14 protein-coding genes are annotated in these 20,190 nt (G+C 59.3%); 13 read left to right on the top strand and 1 reads right to left on the bottom strand.

The features are described 5' to 3' along the window. Positions 1-71 precede the first annotated feature (71 nt). The 13 genes from KQI84_02085 to nrdR all read left to right on the top strand — a co-directional run bounded on the left by KQI84_02085 (position 72) and on the right by nrdR (position 18,509). The gene (locus tag KQI84_02085) at positions 72-533 is read left to right on the top strand and encodes a dual specificity protein phosphatase family protein (GenBank protein MCB2153649.1); all 462 of its coding nucleotides are present in this window, start codon (positions 72-74) and stop codon (positions 531-533) included. A 149-nt stretch (positions 534-682) separates the two neighbouring features. Then, a complete protein-coding gene (locus tag KQI84_02080; protein ID MCB2153648.1) occupies positions 683-3,394 on the top strand; it encodes a serine/threonine protein kinase in 2,712 nt (903 codons plus the stop codon). A gap of 81 nt (positions 3,395-3,475) precedes the next feature. Continuing rightward, positions 3,476-3,808 carry a hypothetical protein gene (locus KQI84_02075; GenBank protein MCB2153647.1) on the top strand — a complete coding sequence of 111 codons (333 nt, stop codon included), beginning with the start codon at positions 3,476-3,478 and terminating at the stop codon, positions 3,806-3,808. Between the two features lie 152 nt (positions 3,809-3,960). Then, positions 3,961-6,510, top strand: a complete 2,550-nt coding sequence (locus KQI84_02070) for a formylglycine-generating enzyme family protein (GenBank protein MCB2153646.1) — start codon at positions 3,961-3,963, stop codon at positions 6,508-6,510. 121 nt (positions 6,511-6,631) lie between these two features. Continuing rightward, positions 6,632-8,602 carry a formylglycine-generating enzyme family protein gene (locus KQI84_02065; protein MCB2153645.1) on the top strand — a complete coding sequence of 657 codons (1,971 nt, stop codon included), beginning with the start codon at positions 6,632-6,634 and terminating at the stop codon, positions 8,600-8,602. A 43-nt stretch (positions 8,603-8,645) separates the two neighbouring features. After that, positions 8,646-10,652 (top strand): formylglycine-generating enzyme family protein, encoded by a 2,007-nt coding sequence (locus KQI84_02060; GenBank protein ID MCB2153644.1) that lies wholly within the window; start codon positions 8,646-8,648, stop codon positions 10,650-10,652. 382 nt (positions 10,653-11,034) lie between these two features. After that, positions 11,035-12,780 (top strand): hypothetical protein, encoded by a 1,746-nt coding sequence (locus tag KQI84_02055; GenBank protein MCB2153643.1) that lies wholly within the window; start codon positions 11,035-11,037, stop codon positions 12,778-12,780. A gap of 148 nt (positions 12,781-12,928) precedes the next feature. Beyond that, positions 12,929-14,449: a CoA-acylating methylmalonate-semialdehyde dehydrogenase gene (locus KQI84_02050; protein MCB2153642.1), complete on the top strand. Its 1,521-nt coding sequence runs from the start codon at positions 12,929-12,931 to the stop codon at positions 14,447-14,449. A gap of 45 nt (positions 14,450-14,494) precedes the next feature. Further along, positions 14,495-15,685, top strand: coding sequence for a bifunctional glutamate N-acetyltransferase/amino-acid acetyltransferase ArgJ (gene argJ / locus KQI84_02045; GenBank protein ID MCB2153641.1), 1,191 nt, complete (start codon positions 14,495-14,497; stop codon positions 15,683-15,685). Between the two features lie 367 nt (positions 15,686-16,052). Further along, on the top strand, positions 16,053-16,829 hold the full coding sequence (locus KQI84_02040; protein ID MCB2153640.1) for an enoyl-ACP reductase: 777 nt from the start codon (positions 16,053-16,055) through the stop codon (positions 16,827-16,829). A gap of 20 nt (positions 16,830-16,849) precedes the next feature. Then, positions 16,850-17,575: a 1-(5-phosphoribosyl)-5-[(5-phosphoribosylamino)methylideneamino]imidazole-4-carboxamide isomerase gene (hisA, locus tag KQI84_02035; protein MCB2153639.1), complete on the top strand. Its 726-nt coding sequence runs from the start codon at positions 16,850-16,852 to the stop codon at positions 17,573-17,575. 85 nt (positions 17,576-17,660) lie between these two features. Further along, a complete protein-coding gene (gene trxA / locus KQI84_02030) occupies positions 17,661-17,987 on the top strand; it encodes a thioredoxin (protein MCB2153638.1) in 327 nt (108 codons plus the stop codon). 69 nt (positions 17,988-18,056) lie between these two features. Next, positions 18,057-18,509 carry a transcriptional regulator NrdR gene (gene nrdR / locus KQI84_02025; GenBank protein MCB2153637.1) on the top strand — a complete coding sequence of 151 codons (453 nt, stop codon included), beginning with the start codon at positions 18,057-18,059 and terminating at the stop codon, positions 18,507-18,509. Positions 18,510-18,521: 12 nt separating this feature from the next. Here the strand turns inward: nrdR and hutU are convergent, their stop codons facing one another. Further along, on the bottom strand, positions 18,522-20,183 hold the full coding sequence (gene hutU, locus KQI84_02020) for a urocanate hydratase (protein MCB2153636.1): 1,662 nt from the start codon (positions 20,181-20,183) through the stop codon (positions 18,522-18,524). Positions 20,184-20,190 lie beyond the last annotated feature (7 nt).

The following is a 20,190-nucleotide window of genomic DNA, read 5'->3' as shown; positions in this document are numbered from 1 at the left end:
TCGACCTTGATCCGCGAACCCGACTCCCCCTTGAATACGGGCCCTCGCCAAGGGGAGGAAAGGTCAAATTCGTGCTTGGGAATTTCTCCTACATCATAGACGGCAAGCTGGCCGGGTCGGCCTATCCCGGGATGTGGTCCACGCTTGAAGATGAGCTAGCCGCGCTGCGGCGCAAGGGCTTCGCCGCGGTCGTCACGTTGACGGAGGACCCGCTGCCGCCGGAGGCCCTTGAGGAACAAGGAATGGAGGGGTACCACCTTCCAATTGCTGACTTTACGCCTCCAACCCTCGAGCAGATCCGTGACTTCACCAGTTTCGTTCAGACGCAGCTTTCCCGCGACTCGGGGGCGGTTCTGGTGCATTGCCGAGCCGGTATCGGACGAACCGGGACGATGCTGGCCACCTACCTTGTAACGACTGGAATGTCGGCCGACGAGGCCATCCAGGCGATCCGCCGCCTCCGCCCCGGCAGCATCGAAACCTTTCAGCAAGAGCAGTCGATCCGCCAGTGGGACAAGGAAATCCACGGCTGATCATCCGCGGCCACATTCCTCCGGCACGATGCTCGGGAACCGCCGTTTTCCATCGACACCTCCGGGATCAACCGCAACTGTGAGGTCTGTTGTAGAAACTCAGAAGTATTACATCCACCGCCTTTGGGAGGATTGCGAGCGATCCAACCATGACGGATACCACCACTACGACTGATGGCTTCGGCGACGACCGGCTCTTTGGGCCGATGAGCGACGCTGAGGTCGCCTCACTTCTCTCCCAGACGCCAACGCGCGCCCTGGAAGAGGGAGCCACGCTTCCTGCAAAGGTTGAAGATGTCTCCTGTGATGGAGACTTCCGATTCTTCAAACGAATCGGAGCAGGCGGCCAGGGCGAAGTCTGGCTGGCCCGACAGGAAGAACTCCACCGTATGGTCGCGGTGAAGGTGCTGCTTGGTCACGACGAAGAGAGCTTCCGAAAAGAAGCCATGGTGGCAGGCGCCCTCGATCACCCTAACATCATTCCCATTCACCAGATGTGCCGCGTGGAGCGATACGGTGCCGATCAGCCGGCGCTGGCGATGAAACTTGCCCGCGGCACGCCGTGGAGTCGCCTGATTCGCCAGGAGCATCCCGGCGATGGCGAAAAGCCCTCATTCAGTTATCTTTCGCGCCACCTGCGCATCTTCATCGCGATGTGCAATGCATTGGCCTATGCGCACGATCGCGGCATCATCCACAGAGACATCAAGCCAAGCCAGGTCATCGTCGGCGAATACGGTGAAGTCTACCTGACCGACTGGGGAATGGCGATCGTGCTAGTCGACGAGTTCACGGCGACTCGAAAGCTGGATGAGGGCGCGAGTGGGCTGATGCCGACACGCGAGTCGTCCTCGGTCGCCTGCGGAACACCCGCCTATATGGCGCCGGAGCAGGTGGACACCTCGAACGATCGCATCGGGCGCCACACTGACATTTACCTGTTGGGAGGCGTGCTCTTCGAGATTCTGACCGGACACCCTCCGCGCGAAGTCTCTGTCTACGCGACGGCGATGTTGGCGATTCACGAGAACAAACATCGCCTTGTACCGAAGGATGCCCCGGAAGAATTGCAGGCGATCATTAAGCAATGCTTCTCCACGAGACCGGAAGCTCGCCCGGAATCCGTCCTGGCCGTTCGCAAGGCCGTGGAAGAGTACATCGACGGCATCGGGAAGCAGGAAGACAGCAGAAAGCTCTCGGACGAAGTGGCCAGGAAGGTCGCCGTTCTCGACGAGACAGCTTACGACTACAAGACCGTCGGTTCATTGATCCAGCAGGCGAATGCGGCGAGGGACCTGTGGCCTGGAAACCCTGAGGCGGAACAGCTCCGGCGGAAACTGGTCGTGCTTCAGATCGAACACGCGTTGCGCCAGCGCGACCTGGGATTCGCGCGCGGCGCCTGCGTTGGCCTTCCAGCCGAGGACGAAACGCGGGTCGACCTCGAACGACGGATTGCGGAGGCGGACCTTCAGCAGAAGCGCCATGCCCGCCAACGCAGGTTAGCATTGGCCGCATCGTTTCTTCTCCTGCTGATCGTGATCATCGGAGCCGTGGGATTCGCTCATCAGCAGCAGAAGAGTCGCAAGGCGATCGAGGACAAGAACGTCCAACTGGCCGAACAGCGTGACATTGCCGACGCGCGACGGCAGGAAGCCCAGGAAGCCAGAGACGATATGGAAACGACGCTCGAAGAGGTGCTTTACGAGCTCGATATTCCACTCAGGTCGGTGGATCGGTTGGAGTCGTTGCACAGTATCGCCCAACTGGGGCTTCAGTATTACCAGAACAAGGATGTTGGGACGCTGACTCCCGAAGATCTGCGTATGCAGGCCTGGACCTATCTCAGGCTTTCGGACGTCTTTGCGGCAACCCTCGATCTGGACAAGGCGCGCAGCGCCGTGAAGAATGCGCTCGAACTGCAGGTTAAAGCATTTCGCGAAACCAACAAGGAAACCTACCTGGCGGACTTGATCATCGGAAAGGAATCGCTGGTTTCCATCGAAGCCCTTCGCGGCGACATCGGCGAGTGGGAGAGGAATCTGACCGAGGCACACCGTTACGCTTCGGCGCTCGCCTCACAGTCGCCCAAGCCCTACCACGCATCCCGACAGCTTTGGCTTGCCTGCATGGCATCGCACCTGGCTTTCCAGGAAGGCAACATGGAGCAGGGGCGCCAACTGCACGACGAGGCGAAGAAGCTGTTCGAGAAGCTGGAACAGCTGGATTCCGACGATCAAAGCATGGCGCAGAATCTTGAGAACGCCGACAGCATGATCGGCGTCCTCGCCGTCAAGTACCTCGATGATCCGAGCGGCCTGGCGCGAATCCAGCGAGCCATCGACGGAAGCATCAGTCGCCGGGATCCCTCTCTCCAGGATCCTTATCAACTGCAGGATCTCGTTCGTCTGAGGATGAGGAAGGCCCAAGCCCTCCTGGCGCTGAATCGTTGCGCAGAAGGACTCGATACCGTCGACCAGGCTCTGAAAGAGCAACGCCATCTCGCGGCCGCCCGAGAGGATAACCTCTCCCGCTCCTACACGCTTGGCGAATTGACCGCCCTGGCAGCCGAGCTTGCGCTCTGTGCCGGTGACAATGACGGCGCAATCTCCTACGCGAACGAGAGCATCGAGACATTGCTCACGCTGGAGCAACTTGAGAACCCTCCATTCAGAATCTGGGAGTATCTCGCGACCGCCCATTGGGCCAAGGGCGAGGCACGATTGGCGGAGGGAGACGCAAGTGCCGCAGACGACGAATTCGCCAAGGCCTGGCAGGATGTGCAGCACCTGGATAAGATCAAAACGGAACTGGACGGAGCAGGAGATATCTGGGACCGCATCCAGAATCGAATCGGTCCGTAATCTGAGTGGAGGGAAATTCCATGGCACTAACCCGCATTCTGGAGACAGGGCGGGAAAACTCATATAGGAGCACTCGAAACCATGTCAGACACAGTACGCAGTGCACTGGATTCCTCTCTGACCAAGGCGGATGACGATGGCATCATCGTCTATGTGACCGTCTCCGACGAGGAAGGCGATTCGGCGTCTGGAACAAACTACGTCGCGCCAAACCCAGGCAAGAAGCCCAAGAAGAAGTACTATCCTGCAACCTCGATGGCGATGTCTGCCTCGGCGCTCCTGTGTGGCGAGGATGGGGATTTCGTCAAGAACTACAGCAAGGGCGGACAGAAGTTTGTCGTCGCAGTGATCGGGGACAATCTTACGCAGGCGCAGATCGATTCAGTGATGGAAGCCGCCTATAACGGCTACTGATTGGTCGACTGGGGATGGATTATTCGCACCCGCCGGGCACTGCCAATTGTGCCCGGCGGGTTTCTGGATTCGGTGTTTGACACCAGTTTTCCTTGCGTCTCACCTCGCTCTTCGTAATCCTTTGCCAACCTCTGGCGGAGGAAAGGCGGGGCATGATTCAGGGACGGATGCAACCCGGGCTCCTATTGCTCGTTCTGGCAATTGCCGTCTGCGCGGCGGGAGCGGGCGCCGCAGAAGACTCTTTTGCCCTCCAACTTCCTGGCGATGAATCGATGCAGATGGTCCGGATCCCGGCCGGTACCTACATAATGGGATCCGCTGAAGAGGAACTCGGACGAATGCCTTCTGAACTTCCTCCCGAGACGGTGACGATCCCGGAGGACTTCTTCCTCGGCCAATCCGAAGTGACGAAGGCCCAATGGCGCGCAGTCATGCGCTCGTCGCCTTGGGCAGGACGGGAATTCGTCAGCGATGACCCGCAAAGCCCGGCGGTGTACGTCTCGTGGGATGACGCGCAGCGCTTTGTGGAAACCGTGAATCGGCATCTCCAGGAATCCGGTCGCTCGTTTCTCGCTGCACGTCTCCCCGTGGAATCGGAATGGGAGTATGCCTGTCGTGCGGGAACATCTTCGCCCTTCTTCTGGGGAAGAGAAGCGGCTGCGATCGATGACTGCGCCTGGTATCAAGGAAACGCGTGGGACGCCGGCGAACGCTACGCGCATCCGGTTGGCCTGAAGAAGGCAAATGCCTGGGGCCTTGTCGATATGGCAGGGAACGCCGGCGAATGGTGCGCGAATTCGTTCTGGGAAATTGATTCTAACTCTCCTGCCAACGAGTCCTCGCGGGTTCTGCGGGGTGGCAGTTGGAACTCGCCTGCGCGCCTGTGCCGGTCCGCATCCCGATGGAGAGAAGATCCCGACACGCGTTCCGCCTCGACCGGATTTCGGGTTCTGCTGGATTTCACTGTTCCTCCAGATCGCGAAGGGTTCTCATTCGCAGATCAGGATGCGGAATGGTTGTCATCCAAACAAGAACCCATCGACGGAGGCACCCGCATACCGGAGAGAAGAGGCCTTCCGCTCCCGATCGACAGCACCGATGGCTCGATCGTCTTTGCGGCGACCTATCGGGCCAATCTTGTCGAACTCGACCGCCTGATGGTTGGGCAGGTGCGACTGCGAGTTTCGTCTCAGGACAATTCGCAGATGGACGTTCTCACGGTCGAACTGCCGGCCTCAGGTGGAACCTCCGACGTGCCGCTTCCCGAAGATCTCACGATGTACTTCCAGCCGCCCGCAGGGAGCACAGACTTCCACACGCAGGTCGAGGCGAAGAATCTCCTTCCACTCGAACTGGCGGCGACGCGCGACGTGCTTGGCTCCGTCGACATCCGCCCGGTTCCTGCCGCAGCTTTCGCGAACGCGCACAAGGAGAAATCATTCAGTTTCGATACGGGCACAGACGGGTGGCAGCCATACACGCTGCCGGGATTGTATGCAGAGTCTCACCCCCTCTATGACGAAGAACACGGGCGCCTGGGCATCCAGACAGCCGAAACAGAATCCCTTCAGTTTGGGTTTTGGGGTTCGACGCTCGATCGAAGAAACAACGTGGAATTGGAATCGAATCGGATCTACTTCGCGGCATTTACCGTTGGAACCGACATCGCAAACCCCGACCATGTTCCAACCTTTCGTCTTCGCCTGAATGAATCGTCCTTCCGAACCAGTCGCCACATGAGCATCGTCTCAACCGGCGCAAACGCACTAACCGCGACGTCGCCGGCGCACTATCGCGTGTATTTCCCGCCAAACATCGGCATCGGAGGAAACCTGCTCGTCTCCTTCGATTTGCTTGCCGATGCCTCGTGGGAACCGATGGAGCCGGGCGGTTCGATTTTTCTGGATCATCTGGACATTTACTCCGTGCCGAAGCCGGACAGCAATTTGCGGATCAGGTTGCCCGACGATGTCGAGATGGCCTTCGTGCAAATCCCATCCGGGTCGTTTCGCATGGGCTCGCCGATGCATGAGCGTGGTCGCTGGCCTTCCGAAGGTCCGCAGCACTGGGTCTCCCTGTCGGATGACTTCCTGCTGGGCGAATTCGAGGTCACCGTCGCCCAGTGGGAAGCCCTGATGGGCGAGCGATTCGATGCCCCCGGCGATCATCCCGCGCAATCCATCAGTTGGAACGAGGCCCACGACTTCGTGACCGCTCTGAATGCCCACCTGCGGGAAACCGGACAGGACGGGATTCACGTTCGACTGCCAAGCGAAGCGGAATGGGAATACGCCTGCCGCGCCGGCACATCGACTCGTTTTGCGTTCGGCGATTCCCTTGGAGCCAACGACACATGCGGGATGGATGGCACGCGCAAGAAATTCATGTGGTTCTGTGGCGATAACACGCCCGCCGGACCAAAGCCGGTGGGGGAGAAGTTGCCGAACGGCTTCGGGTTGTTCGACATGCACGGCAATGTCTACGAGTGGTGCCAGGACTGGTGGCATGGATCGTATGAAGACGCACCTGACGACGGCTCTGCGTGGACGGAGCCTGCGGCCAGAGATCGGATCGTCCGCGGGGGTTACTGGGGCTTCTACGCCGCCGGGTGTCGTTCCGCGGCACGCAACGGATACCCGCCGGACACGCAACTTGACTTCCTCGGTTTCCGAGTAGCTGCCGACCTTCGCAAGGCGCACTGATCGAATCCAATTAAATCTACGGATGTTTTGATTGCGCCGGATGGCGATCTGTGAAAGCTTGTCAATAGATGGGCTCACGGGTGGGAGCACTGGTCAATTCTGCGTTTTGGAGGAGTGGGATATGATGGGATCTGATTCTTCTTTGCGCCTCTTGACTTTCTCGGGGGCAATACGGGCCACGGCGCTGGTTGTCGTGCTACTATTGGCTCTTCCCCTGGCTGCGCAGGACCTTTACTCTGCTGAGGATCTCGTGGTGCGCCTGCCCGGCGACATAGAACTTCAACTCAGCGCAATCCCCCCGAATCCGTGGGAACAGGAATCGGAGAGCATCAGAAACGGATTCTACATGGGGAAATTTGAAGTCACGCGCGCCCAGTGGGATTCGCTGTTCGGGGATTGGGAAAATCCATCCATCGATTACGCGGATCCTGACATTCATCTTCCCCAGACTGACATTTCTCAGCCTCGGGCCGGTATTGTCACGAACAAGCTTACAGAATATATTCGGCTCTTCTATCCCGAACTCAGGGGCGAGTTCCGACTGCCCTCGATCGATGAGTGGCAGTATGCTTATTCGGCGGGAGGAACCGACCGTTTCTATTGGGGGGAAGATGAGTCGCTCGCTTCTGACTGCGCCTGGTACTGGAGCAGTTCTCACCTTCGTCTGCATCCCGTTGGTCAGAAGGAGCCGAACCTCTGGGGACTCTACGATATGAGTGGGAATGCTTCAGAATGGACCTCGGCTAAATACCTCTGGTGCCGACCGGCCAACCCGGGTTATGACAACGACAATCTCTTCTCGTATGCGGGATACTCAATCGGGGGGAATTACTACGATTATCTCGCGCAGTGTTCCGTTGATAGCTTGGAGTTGCACCACGCCGCCGCCTCCGCTAGCTACCCCTGCCGCACCCGTATCCCGACGGGAGAGTATGTAATCGTTTTCCCAAAACCGTACCCACAGGAAGAATGGGTCGGATGCCGAGTGGCGTTCTTCCCTGAAGAGGGGGTCGTCAATGACTGTCAGCCCGTGTGGGACTTTGAAGATGGAGACGAGGGATGGGAACCATACGAGTGGCCTCCTTACAGTGCGCCGGAATTCGCATGGGAGGACGAAGGCTCCGGAAGCCTCAGCATGACAAGTACTGGGAATGAGGATCTCGTCGGGATCTGGCATTCACCGCCCGTGAAGTACGCGTTAGAAGGCTCAGCACGGGGAGAAGAGAACGCTGATCGCGCTGCCTCTTCTCCCACAGGCGTTCTCGCACTGACGGGCAGAATATCAACCGATGAAACCGATCCGAGGCGCGTGCCTCAAGTTCGTTTGCGCACCACCGCCATCGATGCTCAGCAAAGCGATTTGTTATCCCTCTTCTCATTCTATGATGGGGCATACTCACCCACGCCGGAAGGCAGAGAGTACCGCCTGTACTTCAAACCGCCCCCTTCGAATTCTCCGTTCAACTGTGAATTCGATCTCCTGAACTTCGATGTCGATGATTCTCCAAGCGCGACCGTCATGCTTGATCGGGCAGCCGTAACCTGGGTTCCCGACGTTTTGTTCTCAAGCCCGAGGCTGGAGCGATCCTACGACTTCGACACGGACGCTGAGGGCTGGACCTTCGAGACATTGGCAGACCAGTACGCAGAGCCAATTGGCGAGTACAGCGAGAATGTGAATGCTCTTCGCATTCAAATCGCTGACACGCCGGACTTCCAGGTTGGATACTGGACCTCAACAACCGATCCAGCAAACAACGTTCTGATCGAGCCCGGACGAATCTACTACGCCGTATTCAGGGTCGCATCGGACATCCGTGAGGCGGATCAGGTACCGACTTTTCGACTGCGCCTCAATACCTCGCTGTTCCGAGCTTGCCACATCACCACCGTGAACTCTACCGGGAGCGCCGAAAACAGCCCCACACGTGCAGATGCCCGTTCGTATACGGTTTTTCTCAGCACTGGGATCGGCACCGGACAATACCTGATCAGTTCATTCGATCTGCTGGCCGAACCGGGCAGAGAGAATCTGCAGGCCGGCGGTTCGATTTACCTGCAACAGCTTCAGATCTACTCAGTAAACGACTGACCTTGGATCGAGGACGGACTTATTGGCGGGAATCGGAGGAACCATGCGCACATCAACTCAACGACTCCGGTCGTTTGCAGTCGGTTTGAGTCTATCGCTACTCGCAGTTGCAACGTGGGCACAGTCTGATCGCGACATCGGGGCCGTCTACTTGCCGGACGGATCCGCATTGCAACTGACGCGAATACCTGCCGGCTCCTTCAGCATGGGATCGGCCGTCACAGTGGTAGACTCGGAAGCGGATGAACAGGTTCCTCACACGGTTGTGATCGGGACGGACTACTTTCTGGGCACATACGAGGTGACAAAGGGACAGTGGGAAGCCGTCATGGGGACACGTCCTTGGGAGGAAAATGCGAGCTACCTCGATGACCCGAACAGCCCGGCGACAAATGTTTCATACAACGATGCCCAGGCGTTTCTCGCTGCCCTGAACCAGATTGCCCTGGACACAGCACAGGGAGATCTCGCACTCAGTTTGCCAACGGAGGCGGAATGGGAATACGCCTGTCGTGCCGAAACACAGACACGCTACTATTGGGGCGACGACTTGTCCGAGACGTTCATCTTGGGCAATGCGTGGTTCGAAGCCAATACCGTTTTGATGTCGACAGCCTACGAACGTCCGGTGGGGCAGTGGCAGGCGAATGCGTGGGGGCTCTACGACATGAGCGGCAACGCACGAGAATGGTGCCAGGACTACTATTCGGCGACCTACTACAGCGTGAGCCCCTCCCTCGATCCCACAGGGCCGGACACCGGAACGAAACGCGTCCTTCGCGGCGGCGGCTGGTACGATGGTGCAGAGATCTGTCGATCCGCCTGCCGACGTAGCGACACTCCCGACCGACGTCGGGGGCTTTACGGTTTCCGCATTCTGACACGGTACGATGGTTTGCCGGTCCCCACACCTTCTCCGACTCCAACGCCCACGCCGTCGCCTATACCGACTCCCTACCCATCGCATGAGTTCACATTCACTGAAGGGCTCGAAGGTTGGACGGCATTTCAGTGGCCTCCCTTCAGTGCCCCTGGGTTCTTCACAGAGTGGGGCGATCCAGGCGTTCTGGGGATGACCGCAACGAACAACGAAGACCTCGTTGGGATCTGGCATTCGCCACCCTTTGAATTCTACGCTGCAAACGATGGTCCGACCCTCAACGACACAATTCTGCTGCAGATTCCGAAGGTCGATGGGACACGCATCTTTCAGGTCTCAGGCCGAATCCTGACGAACGAGGCGGACCCAACATTGGTTCCGGAAGTCCGTCTCCGTCAGACCGCACTCAATAGCCAGCACAGCGATCTGCTATCGGTCTTTTCATACTACGATGGCGCGTATTCGCCAACTCCTCAGGGCAAGGAGTACACCCTGTACTTCATCCCCCCAAAAACCAGCCGCGTGTTCAATTGCGAGTTCGACCTGCTCGGCTTTATACCGGAGGATTCTCCATCGGCGCAGGTCATGTTGGACTGGATGGAAGTGCGCGTCGCGCCGGATAACTTGCTCCACGAAGCTCGGCTCGAGCGTTCCTATGATTTTACAACGGGAACCAACGGTTGGCAGTTCTACACGCTCGAAGGCACATTCGATCCAGCCAGTGGAACCTACGACTCGGACAACAGTCGCCTTGGAATCAAACCGGCAGACAATCCGAATTTCCAGTTTGGATTCTGGTCCAGCACGACAGATCCAGACAATAATGTCTACATTGAGCCGGGGCGATTATACTACGCGAACTTCCAGGTCGGTTCAGACATCGAAGATCCTGATCTGGTCCCGACATTCCGCCTGCGTCTCAATACATCGCTGTTCCGGGCATGCCAGCTCACAACAGTTGCATCGACCGGAACCGCAGAGAACAGTCCGACTCCCGGGCATTCGCGCCTCTACACAGTCTTCCTGAGTCCCGGGATCGGAGTGGGCCAGTACCTTCTCAGTTCATTCGACTTATTGGCCGAGCCGGGCGTGGAGACTTTGCAACCGGGCGGTTCTGTGTATCTGGAGAGAGTCGACATTTACTCCGTGCCCGATGATCTGGTCGAGTAACTGGCGTCGGATGCGAAAACACATTCTGCTTCAAGTCACCGGGAACCATAACGGGACGGCTTCACCACGGTGTCTTCCACGTCGGATCGGATATCGCCGATCCAGACAAGGCTCCTGACCTTCCACCTCCGCTACAACGGAATCCCCTTCCCTCGCCCCGGGGAGAGGGAAGATAGGGGCTCAGCACGCACATCCAATATGAGCATTCGGGGCTGCATTTGCGGCCCCTTTTTTTTGGCACAGTTCATAGGCTCTGCCATCTCTGGCGGGCCTCTTGGCAAGAGTCCAGTTGCCTATTGCGGGCAATTGTGAGACCTTTGTCATGAATGCTTCTTTCCGATAAACCGTGCTCACGTTTGATCCCTTGGGAGGGTATAGGATCATGATTGGCAGGTCAGCTACTCCTGTGATTATCGCCGTTGTTTGCATCGTCAGCGTTCAGGCCCGCTGCACAGCCGCTTCGGTCGACTTCGTTGCAGATCTTCCGGGCAATGTCCACATGAACTTCATGTATGTTCCAACGCCACCATGTCCTGCGCAGTGGGGGATTTATCGCGACTACTACATCGCGAAGATGGAGATGACCGCTGAAGAGTGGAACTCCCTTCCCGGTTCAACGGTGTCTGGATCAATGGGGGAGTCAGCCGCTGCTATGAGTCGAGCCGAAGTCGAGTATAAACTCGAGCAGCTCGAGCAGTATCTCAGGACGACTGGCCAGGGCGAATTCGAAGCCATCCTCCCAGATTGGAACCGGAGGCACTATGTCTTCATTCAGCGCGACGCCCTGACGATGCGCGACATGGATTCGAGCTTGGATGAGTGGTCTTCACACTACTGGGATGAGAGAGTTGCCTGCGGCACAACGACGGTTGATCCCTGCTACCTCACGCATCTCTACAAGTTCTCGGGCGATGAGGAATTGGAAGCGGGAACTTCCCAATCCTGGCCGACAGAGGGAGAGGCCAAGCAAGATGCCTTCTCCAACCTCCGCTTCGGCGACGTTGGGGTGCGCGTGATCCTCCTTCCGAAGACTTCACTCGCAAAGGCTCATCACGAGTACCAATTCTCGGACGACGCCGAAGGCTGGCAGTCGTTCACTGTCCCCCCGCTCGATTCACCGATCTTCTCGACAAGCACCGGAACCAACGGCGCGCTGGAAATGACCGGAACGGGAAGCAGCAATCTCGTTGGCATCTGGCAATCCCCCGTCATGGCACTGGCACCGATGGGAGTGCAGTCCACTCCTCAGATCATCGCGCTGCCCGTCCATATGACGACCGGCCCGCCGACCATTGTGCTGACCTACCGCGTTCGAACGAATGAACCCACGCCAACCCTGGTTCCCAGCTTTCGTGTGCGCGTCACCGCCACGAACAGCCAGTTTGCCGACGTCCTGCACATCGACTCTAATGCCGATGCCGCCTACTCGCCGACACCCGAAGGTCGCGAATACGTGATGCACTTCCAGGCCCCCTTCAGCAGCCAGGAGTTCCAGTGCCAATTCGACATGCTCAACTTCGATCCCGGCGATAATTCGACGGCGATGCTGGCCCTGGATACCGCCACGATCGAAGGGGCCGGAAATCTCGGACTTTCCAATCCGCGCCTGGAACACGTCTATACCTTCGACGAGGGCCAGGATGGGTGGATTTCTGCGTCCCTCAGTCCCACGTACGCCGAACCGCTCTTCGCATACGATACCATCAATGGAAGATTAGGAATTCAAGTCGCCAACATCGATGGCTTCCAATTCGGCTTCTGGGGATCGAGTACCGATCCCGCCAACAACGTGACGATCGAGGCAAACCGGCTCTACTACGGCATCTTCTCCGTGAGCACCAACGTTTCGAATGCGGACCTGGTACCCACATTCCGGCTTCGTTTCAATGAATCGTTCTTCCGCGCCAGCCGCTATACCGTCGTTGCCTCGACAGGGTCCGCGGACTTCAGCCCTGTCGAGAACGCCCCGCGGGACTACATCGTCTATTTCCCCGCGAACGTTGGTATTAGCCAGAGCCTGCTCACGTCTTTCGACCTCTTGGTCGATCCCTTCTCCGAAGGCATAGACCCTGGCATCGCCCTGTATCTGGACCGCGTCGAGATCTTCTCGGTCCCGTGGCCGAACTGAATCCCGCCCCCTCGCACCCTGAAAGAACAAGGTTGCTTTCCGGCCACTTGTTTCCGTAGCGTCGAACGTTTGGTCGAAAGAAAGCCGCGTCCCGGGGCGGGTGGCCGTCCGGCGGGGTCGCGAAAGGACTCTCAGGAGGATTCACATAATGACCCCAACCGCAGCGTCCGGCCTCGAGCCGCTGAAGATTTACATCAATGGGGAGTGGGTGGACTCGGAAGCCCAGGAATTTGAAAATGTGACCGATTCGGCGACGGGCGAAGTCATCGCGCGCACGCCCCTCGGTGGACGTGGCGATGTGGATCGCGCCGTGGCTGCCGCAAAGGCCGCATTCCCCGCATGGCGCGACACGCCGGTGCAGAAGCGCTGCGACGTCATGTTCAATCTCCGCCAGCTGCTGGTGGAGAAGCAGGAAGAAATCGCCGCCGGTCTTAGCCGCGAGCACGGCAAGACTTATCCCGACGCCATGGGCGAAGTTCGCCGCGGCATCGACCAGGTCGAGTGGGCCTGCGGGATGCTCGATCACATGAAGGGCGAAGCGATCATGGACGTGTCGGCGTCGATCGACTGCAAGTCCGTTCGCTTCCCGCTCGGCGTCGTCGCGGGCATTACGCCGTTCAACTTCCCGATCATGGTGCCGATGTGGATGTTCCCGATCGCCATCACGGCCGGTAACACGTTCGTCTTGAAGCCCTCCGAGAAGGATCCGCTGACGATGATCCTGGTCACGGAGTTGATCGAGAAGGCCGGCATGCCGAAGGGCGTTTTCAACCTGGTCACCGGCGCAAAGGACTGTGTGAATGGCATTCTGGAGCACCCGGATATCAAGGCTGTGAGTTTCGTTGGCTCGACCCCAGTCGCGCGGCACGTCTATTCGCACGGTTCCACCCACGGCAAGCGCGTCCAGGCCCTGGCCGGCGCGAAGAACCACGGCGTCATCATGCCGGACTGCGATCTGGACAAGACGGTGCACGCCTTGACGGCGGCAGCATACGGCAGCGCCGGCGAACGTTGCATGGCGATTAGCGCAGTCGTCGCAGTCGGCGACGTGGCGGATCCGCTTGTTGAGGCGCTGGCGAAAGAAGCCGAAAACCTGCGCGTCGGCCCGGGCTGCAAAAAGGAATCCGAGATGGGTCCGCTCATCACGGCCGAGCATCGCAATCGCGTGGCCTCTTACCTCGACAAGGGCGTTGAAGAAGGCGCGAAGCTCGTCGTCGACGGCCGCAAGCGTCAGCCCGTCGGCGAGGGAACGGAGAACGGTCACTTCTTGTGCCCGTCGCTGTTCGATCACGTGAAGCCGAATATGTCGATCTACAAAGAAGAGATATTCGGCCCCGTGCTCGTTGTCCTTCGTGTGAAGGACCTCGACGAAGCGTTGGAATTGGTGAACAACCACGAGTTCGGCAACGGCACGGCCATCTTCACAAATTCGGGTGGCGCCGCACGGCGCTATATGAATGAGTGCACCGTCGGCATGGTTGGAATCAACGTTCCGATTCCAGTGCCCATGGCGAACTTCAGCTTCAGTGGTTGGAAGAACAGCTTCTTCGGCGACCTTCACGGACACGGCCAGGACGGCTTGCGGTTCTGGACGGAAAACAAGGTTGTGACGGAGCGTTGGTTCTCCACCGATCCCAACGAAACCGGCATTCGGAAGTGGTCCGTCTGATGACGTGATCGCGCGCCGACGCCGGTTCAAATCTCGGAGAGTGTCTTGACAGACTTTCCCCTTGGATTTCGTGCCGGTGCCACCGCCGCCGGTCTCAAGCCTTCCGGCCGCGACGACCTGGGTCTGATCGTTTCCGATCGCCCATGCGTCGCGGCCGCTCTTTTTACCCGCAACAAGTTCCCCGGCGAGAACATCAAGGTCTGTCGCGACCATCTCTCGCGTGGTGCCATCCGCGCGCTCGTCGTGCATGCTGGCCAGGCGAACGCCTGCACGGGATCGGCGGGGGAGAAGGCTGCTCGCGATACAGCCCAAGCCGCAGCCGAAGTCGCCGGTTGCGGCGAAACCGAAGTGCTCGTCGGCTCGACCGGTGTGATCGGCACGGTGCCGAAGGTCGATCGCATCCGCGCCGGTCTGGCGGCGCTGGGCGATGCCGAACTGACCTCCGAGGGCATCCTCCATGTCGGTCGCGCCATGATGACGACCGACACAGTATCGAAGACCGCAACCGCGAAGGTCCGAATCGGAGGAAAAACGATCCGCATCCTCGGCATCGCGAAGGGCTCCGGCATGATCCACCCGAACCTCGGGACGATGTTGGTGTACGTGATGACCGACGCCGCCGTCGCAAAGCCTGCGCTGAAGAAGGCGCTCTCCACGGCTGCCGACGAGACGTTCAATTGCCTGACGGTCGATGGGGATACTTCCACCAGCGACATGGTCGTCGTGATGGCGAATGGGGCGGCGGGGAATGCCTCGCTGAAGGTCTCTGACCCCGAATTCGCGAAGTTCCAGAAGAAGATCACAGCCGTTTGCAGTGAGCTCGCCCGAAGCGTCGCCGCCGACGGCGAAGGCGCAACCAAGCTGGTTTCAGTTCGCGCTCGTAAGGCCACCAATGTCAAAGATGCGCGAAAAGTCGCGATGGCCGTGGCATCGTCCAATTTGCTGAAGTGCGCTATCTTCGGACACGACCCGAACTGGGGGAGAATCGCCTGTGCCGTAGGCTACAGCGGCGGACGCTTCGAGCCGGCCAAGGTCGTCATCAAGCTCGGCAAGGCTGTTGTCTTCCGCAAGGGCCAGCCCGCTCCGCATGATCGACCGGCGATTGCGGAGTATCTGAAGACCTCAGACGAGATCCTGATCGACGTAGAACTCGGTGCAGGCACCGCCGAGGCCACCGCCTGGACCTGTGACCTGACATACGATTACGTGAAGATCAACGCTGAGTACACGACGTAGAATTCAAGCCACAGATGGATTGGATGGACACAGATCGGGGCGCCGACGCGTTCTTCGGAGCAGGCTGTCGAGCGGTCGAGAAGCCTGAAATCGCGGTATGCTGCCGCGGGAGACGCGAAGCGCTTGCTTGGTTCGTGCAGAACATTGAAACGAAATAGATTAAGATTAAATTGAGTAAGCAGTCAACTAACCGTCAGTAGACCCCATCTGTGTGCATCCAAGGCATCTGTGGCTCCATTATTGCTCTTCTCCCGAACTTCCGCGGCTGAAGTGCAAAAGTCACCCCTTGCACTCGTTCCGCGCGGGCCTTCACCATCCGCGCGATTCGAATCGCCGCTTAGCTTCGACCCTGGAGAGCAATGAATTCATGATTCTCGAAGGAAGAACCGCCCTGATCGTGGGCGTTGCAAACAAGAACTCGATCGCCTGGGGCATCGCCCAGGCGCTGATCCGCGAAGGCGCCCGCGTGGCGCTAACCTATCAGAACGACCGCCTCGAACCGCGTGTTCGCGGCCTGGCCGACGAATTCGATCCGCCGCTTCCCTGCGTCATGATGGACGCCACGAAGCCCGAAGAGGTCGACCGCGCCTTTGGCGAGATCAGCGATGAATTCGGCGGCAGGTTGGACATGCTCGTGCATTCCGTCGCCTTCGCCAAGAAGGAAGATCTGGAAGGCGGCGTCGTCGACACATCCGCCGACGGTTACAAGCTGGCCCAGGAAATCAGCGTTCACACGTTGATCACCTTGACGAAGGCCGCGATGCCGTTGTTCGAGAATGCCGGCGGCGGCTCTGTGCTGACGCTCAGCTACATGGGCGGCGAGCGCGTCGTGCCGAACTACAACGTCATGGGAATCTGCAAGGCCGCCCTCGAGGCGACCGTGCGTTACTTGGCCTGGGACCTTGGGCGAAAGAACATTCGCGTCAATGCCGTCAGCGCCGGCCCGATCAAGACGTTGGCCGCGCGCGGCATCGCGGGCTTCAGCGAAATGCTCGACGAAGTGGCGAACCGTGCGCCACTGGGTCGAAATGTAACAATGGACGAGGTTGCCAACGCGTCATTGTTCCTCCTCAGTCCTTGGGCTTCTGGCATCACCGGCGATATTCTGTTTGTCGATTCCGGCTATAACATCATGGGGATGTGATCGTGTCCAATCGCTTCGAGATCATTCCGGCGATCGACCTGCATCATGGGCAGGTCGTTCGTCTTTCGCAGGGAAAGCGCGAAGAGCGCACCGTCTACTCCGACGATCCCGTGCAGTTTGTGGAGCAATTCCAGGCGGCAGGCGCCACTCGATTGCACGTTGTCGATCTGAACGGCGCGTTCGACGGTCGACTGGCGAACCTCGAAGTCATCCGCCAGATCTGCGAAGCCTCCCGCATGACCGTTGAGCTCGGGGGCGGTTTGCGCACGATGCCGGACATTGAATCCGCGTGGGAGGCAGGCGTCCGCGACGTCATCATCGGCACGCGAGCCGTTGAAGATACGGGGTTTCTTCGCGAACTGCTCAACCGTCACGGCGATCGCGTGATCGTCGGCGTCGATGCGAAAGACGGCATCGTCGCGACGCGCGGCTGGACGGAGAAGTCGGGCCTTCAGGCGCTTGATTTCGCGCGGGGGCTGCTCGACTGGGGCTGCCGGAAGATCATCTATACCGACATCGCCACGGACGGGATGTTGTCTGGTCCAAACCTCGTTGCGCTGGAGTCGATGGCGCGCGCCGTATCGCCCATGAAGGTCGTCGCATCGGGCGGGATTTCAAGCCTCGAAGATGTGACAGCGATCCTGGACCTGAAGCGCAAGAATATCGCCGGCGCGATCACTGGACGAGCCCTTTACGATGGGCGACTCGACTTGGCACAGGCTGTGCAACTCACACAGTCGAAGTGAGAGGCAACGAGGACGAGTCCGTACTTGACTCGCGGAAAAAGTCCTCCCCATACTCACCACATATTGAGGTTAAGGACCAAGAAAAATGGCAGATAATGTACTTGCGGTTACCGACTCCAACTTCCAGGCGGAAGTTCTGAATTCCTCCACCCCCGTTCTCGTCGACTTCTGGGCGACCTGGTGCGGCCCCTGCCTGCGCGTTGCCCCGATCGTCGAAGAGCTCGCCAACGAAAATGACGGCAAGCTGAAGGTCGTGAAGCTGAACGTGGACGAAGCGGGCGACACCGCCGGCGAGTACGGCGTTCAGAGCATCCCGACACTCGTCATCTTCAAGGGTGGCCAGGAAGTCGACCGCATCGTCGGCGCCGTGCCGAAATCGACCCTTCAGGCCGCTATCGATCGTAACCTGTAAGGTTTCTCGAATCGGCTCCCGTGCGTATCGGGGGCCGATTCGCTTTCTCCATTTCCCCGAGGCCCGTCCATGAATTGCCCCTACTGTGGCGCTCCGGATACGCGCGTTGTAAACTCCCGCCCCTCACCGGCGGGCGATTCCGTACGCCGTCGGCGCGAATGCCAGAAGTGCGGCCGGCGCTTCACCACTTCCGAGTCCATAGAACGCGTTGAAGTCGTGGTCGTGAAACGCGACAAGACCCGCGAGCCCTTTGACATCGCAAAGCTCCGGCGCGGCATCGAGAAGTCGTGCGAGAAACGCGCGGTGAGCGAGGAGCAGATCGAGCGGGTGATTACTTACGTTGAACGCGATCTGCTGACAAAGGCCGAGCGCGAAGTCCCCTCGGAACGCATCGGCAAGCTGGTCCTCAAGCGCCTCAAGGACCTCGATCCTGTCGCGTACCTGCGCTATGCGTCGGTCTACAAGGGCTTCCGCGATTTGCAGGACTTCAATGCGGAAATCAAGACGCTGCTGAAAGACTAAGTCGCGTCGACCTCACTTGAATCCCGGAATCTTCAGACTGTGTTCGCGCGCCATGCGGATGGCTTCTTCGTAGCCTGCGTCCACGTGCCGAATCACACCCATTCCCGGGTCCGTCGTCAGGACGCGGCGTAACCGTTCGTCCATCTCCGGCGTTCCATCGGCGCATACGACCATTCCGGCGTGGATCGAGTACCCAATTCCGACGCCTCCGCCGTGGTGGACGGACACCCAAGTGGCGCCAGCCGCCGTGTTCACCAGCGCATTCAAAATCGGCCAATCGGCAATCGCATCGGAGCCGTCGCGCATGCCTTCCGTCTCGCGATTCGGCGAAGCGACCGATCCGCAGTCCAGATGATCGCGCCCGATGACGATCGGTGCGCTGACCTTGCCCTCGCGGACCAGCTTGTTGAACAGCAGGCCCGCCTTCTCGCGCTCGCCGTAGCCCAGCCAGCAGATGCGGCAGGGGAGGCCCTGGAACTTGACGCGCTCACCGGCCAGTTTCAGCCAGCGGATCAGCCCCTCGTTCTCGGGGAAGAGCTCCATTAGCGCTTCGTCCGTGACCTTGATGTCATGTGGATCACCGCTCAGCGCTGCCCAGCGAAACGGGCCACGGCCTTCGCAGAATTGCGGCCGGATGTACGCCGGGACAAAGCCCTGGAAGTCGAAGGCATTCGCAACACCGGCCTCCTGAGCCTGTGCGCGGATGTTGTTGCCGTAATCGAACGTGTGCGCTCCCATTTTCTGCAGCGCCAGCATGCCCTCCACGTGCGCGGCCATCGCTTTCATGGCTTTCTTCACGTACACCGACGGCGACTCGTCACGCAGATGAATCGCCTCTTCCAATGACATGCCGTTCGGCACGTAGCCGTTCAGCGCATCGTGGGCGCTCGTCTGGTCGGTCAGCAGATCAGGGACGAACTTGCGACGCGCCAATTCGGGAATCACGTCTGCGGCGTTGGCCAGCAGACCGATGGAAATGGCCTGCTTCTTCTCCTTCGCTTCCGTCGCCATGGCGAGCGCCTCATCCAGCGACTCGGTCATCTTGTCCAGGTAGCGCGTTTCCAATCGACGTTCGATCCGGTTGCGATCGACCTCGACCACCAGGCACGTCGCCCCAGCCATCGTCGCTGCAAGAGGCTGGGCGCCGCCCATGCCGCCGAGTCCCGCGGTCACGACAAGACGCCCTGCCAGATCACCACCGAAGTGCTGGCGGCCGGCCTCGGCGAAAGTCTCGTAGGTCCCCTGCAGGATTCCCTGGGTGCCGATGTAGATCCAACTGCCGGCCGTCATCTGACCGTACATAGTCAGCCCCATTTCCTCCAGGCGACGGAACTCCTCCCAGGTTGCCCATTTGGGAACCAGCATCGAGTTCGAAATCAGAACGCGCGGAGACCACGGATGGGTGCGGAACACTCCGACGGGACGGCCGCTCTGGACGAGCAGCGTTTCATCGGGTTCCATTGTCTGCAGCGCTTCAATGATCTTGTGATAGTCCGGCCACGTGCGGGCGGCCTTGCCGCTTCCGCCGTAGACAACCAAGTGCCCCGGATCCTCAGCGACTTCCGGATCCAGGTTATTCATCAGCATCCGCATCGGCGCTTCGAGCTGCCAGTCTTTGCAGTGCAACTTCGTTCCGCGGGGCGCGCTGACGCCCTCGGTATCGACCTTCATCATGATCGCG

Source organism: bacterium, assembly GCA_020444065.1.
Lineage (GTDB): Bacteria > Sumerlaeota > Sumerlaeia > SLMS01 > JAHLLQ01 > JAHLLQ01.
Note: the sequence above shows the minus strand (reverse complement) of the source record. Positions and strands in the feature narration are given on the sequence as shown.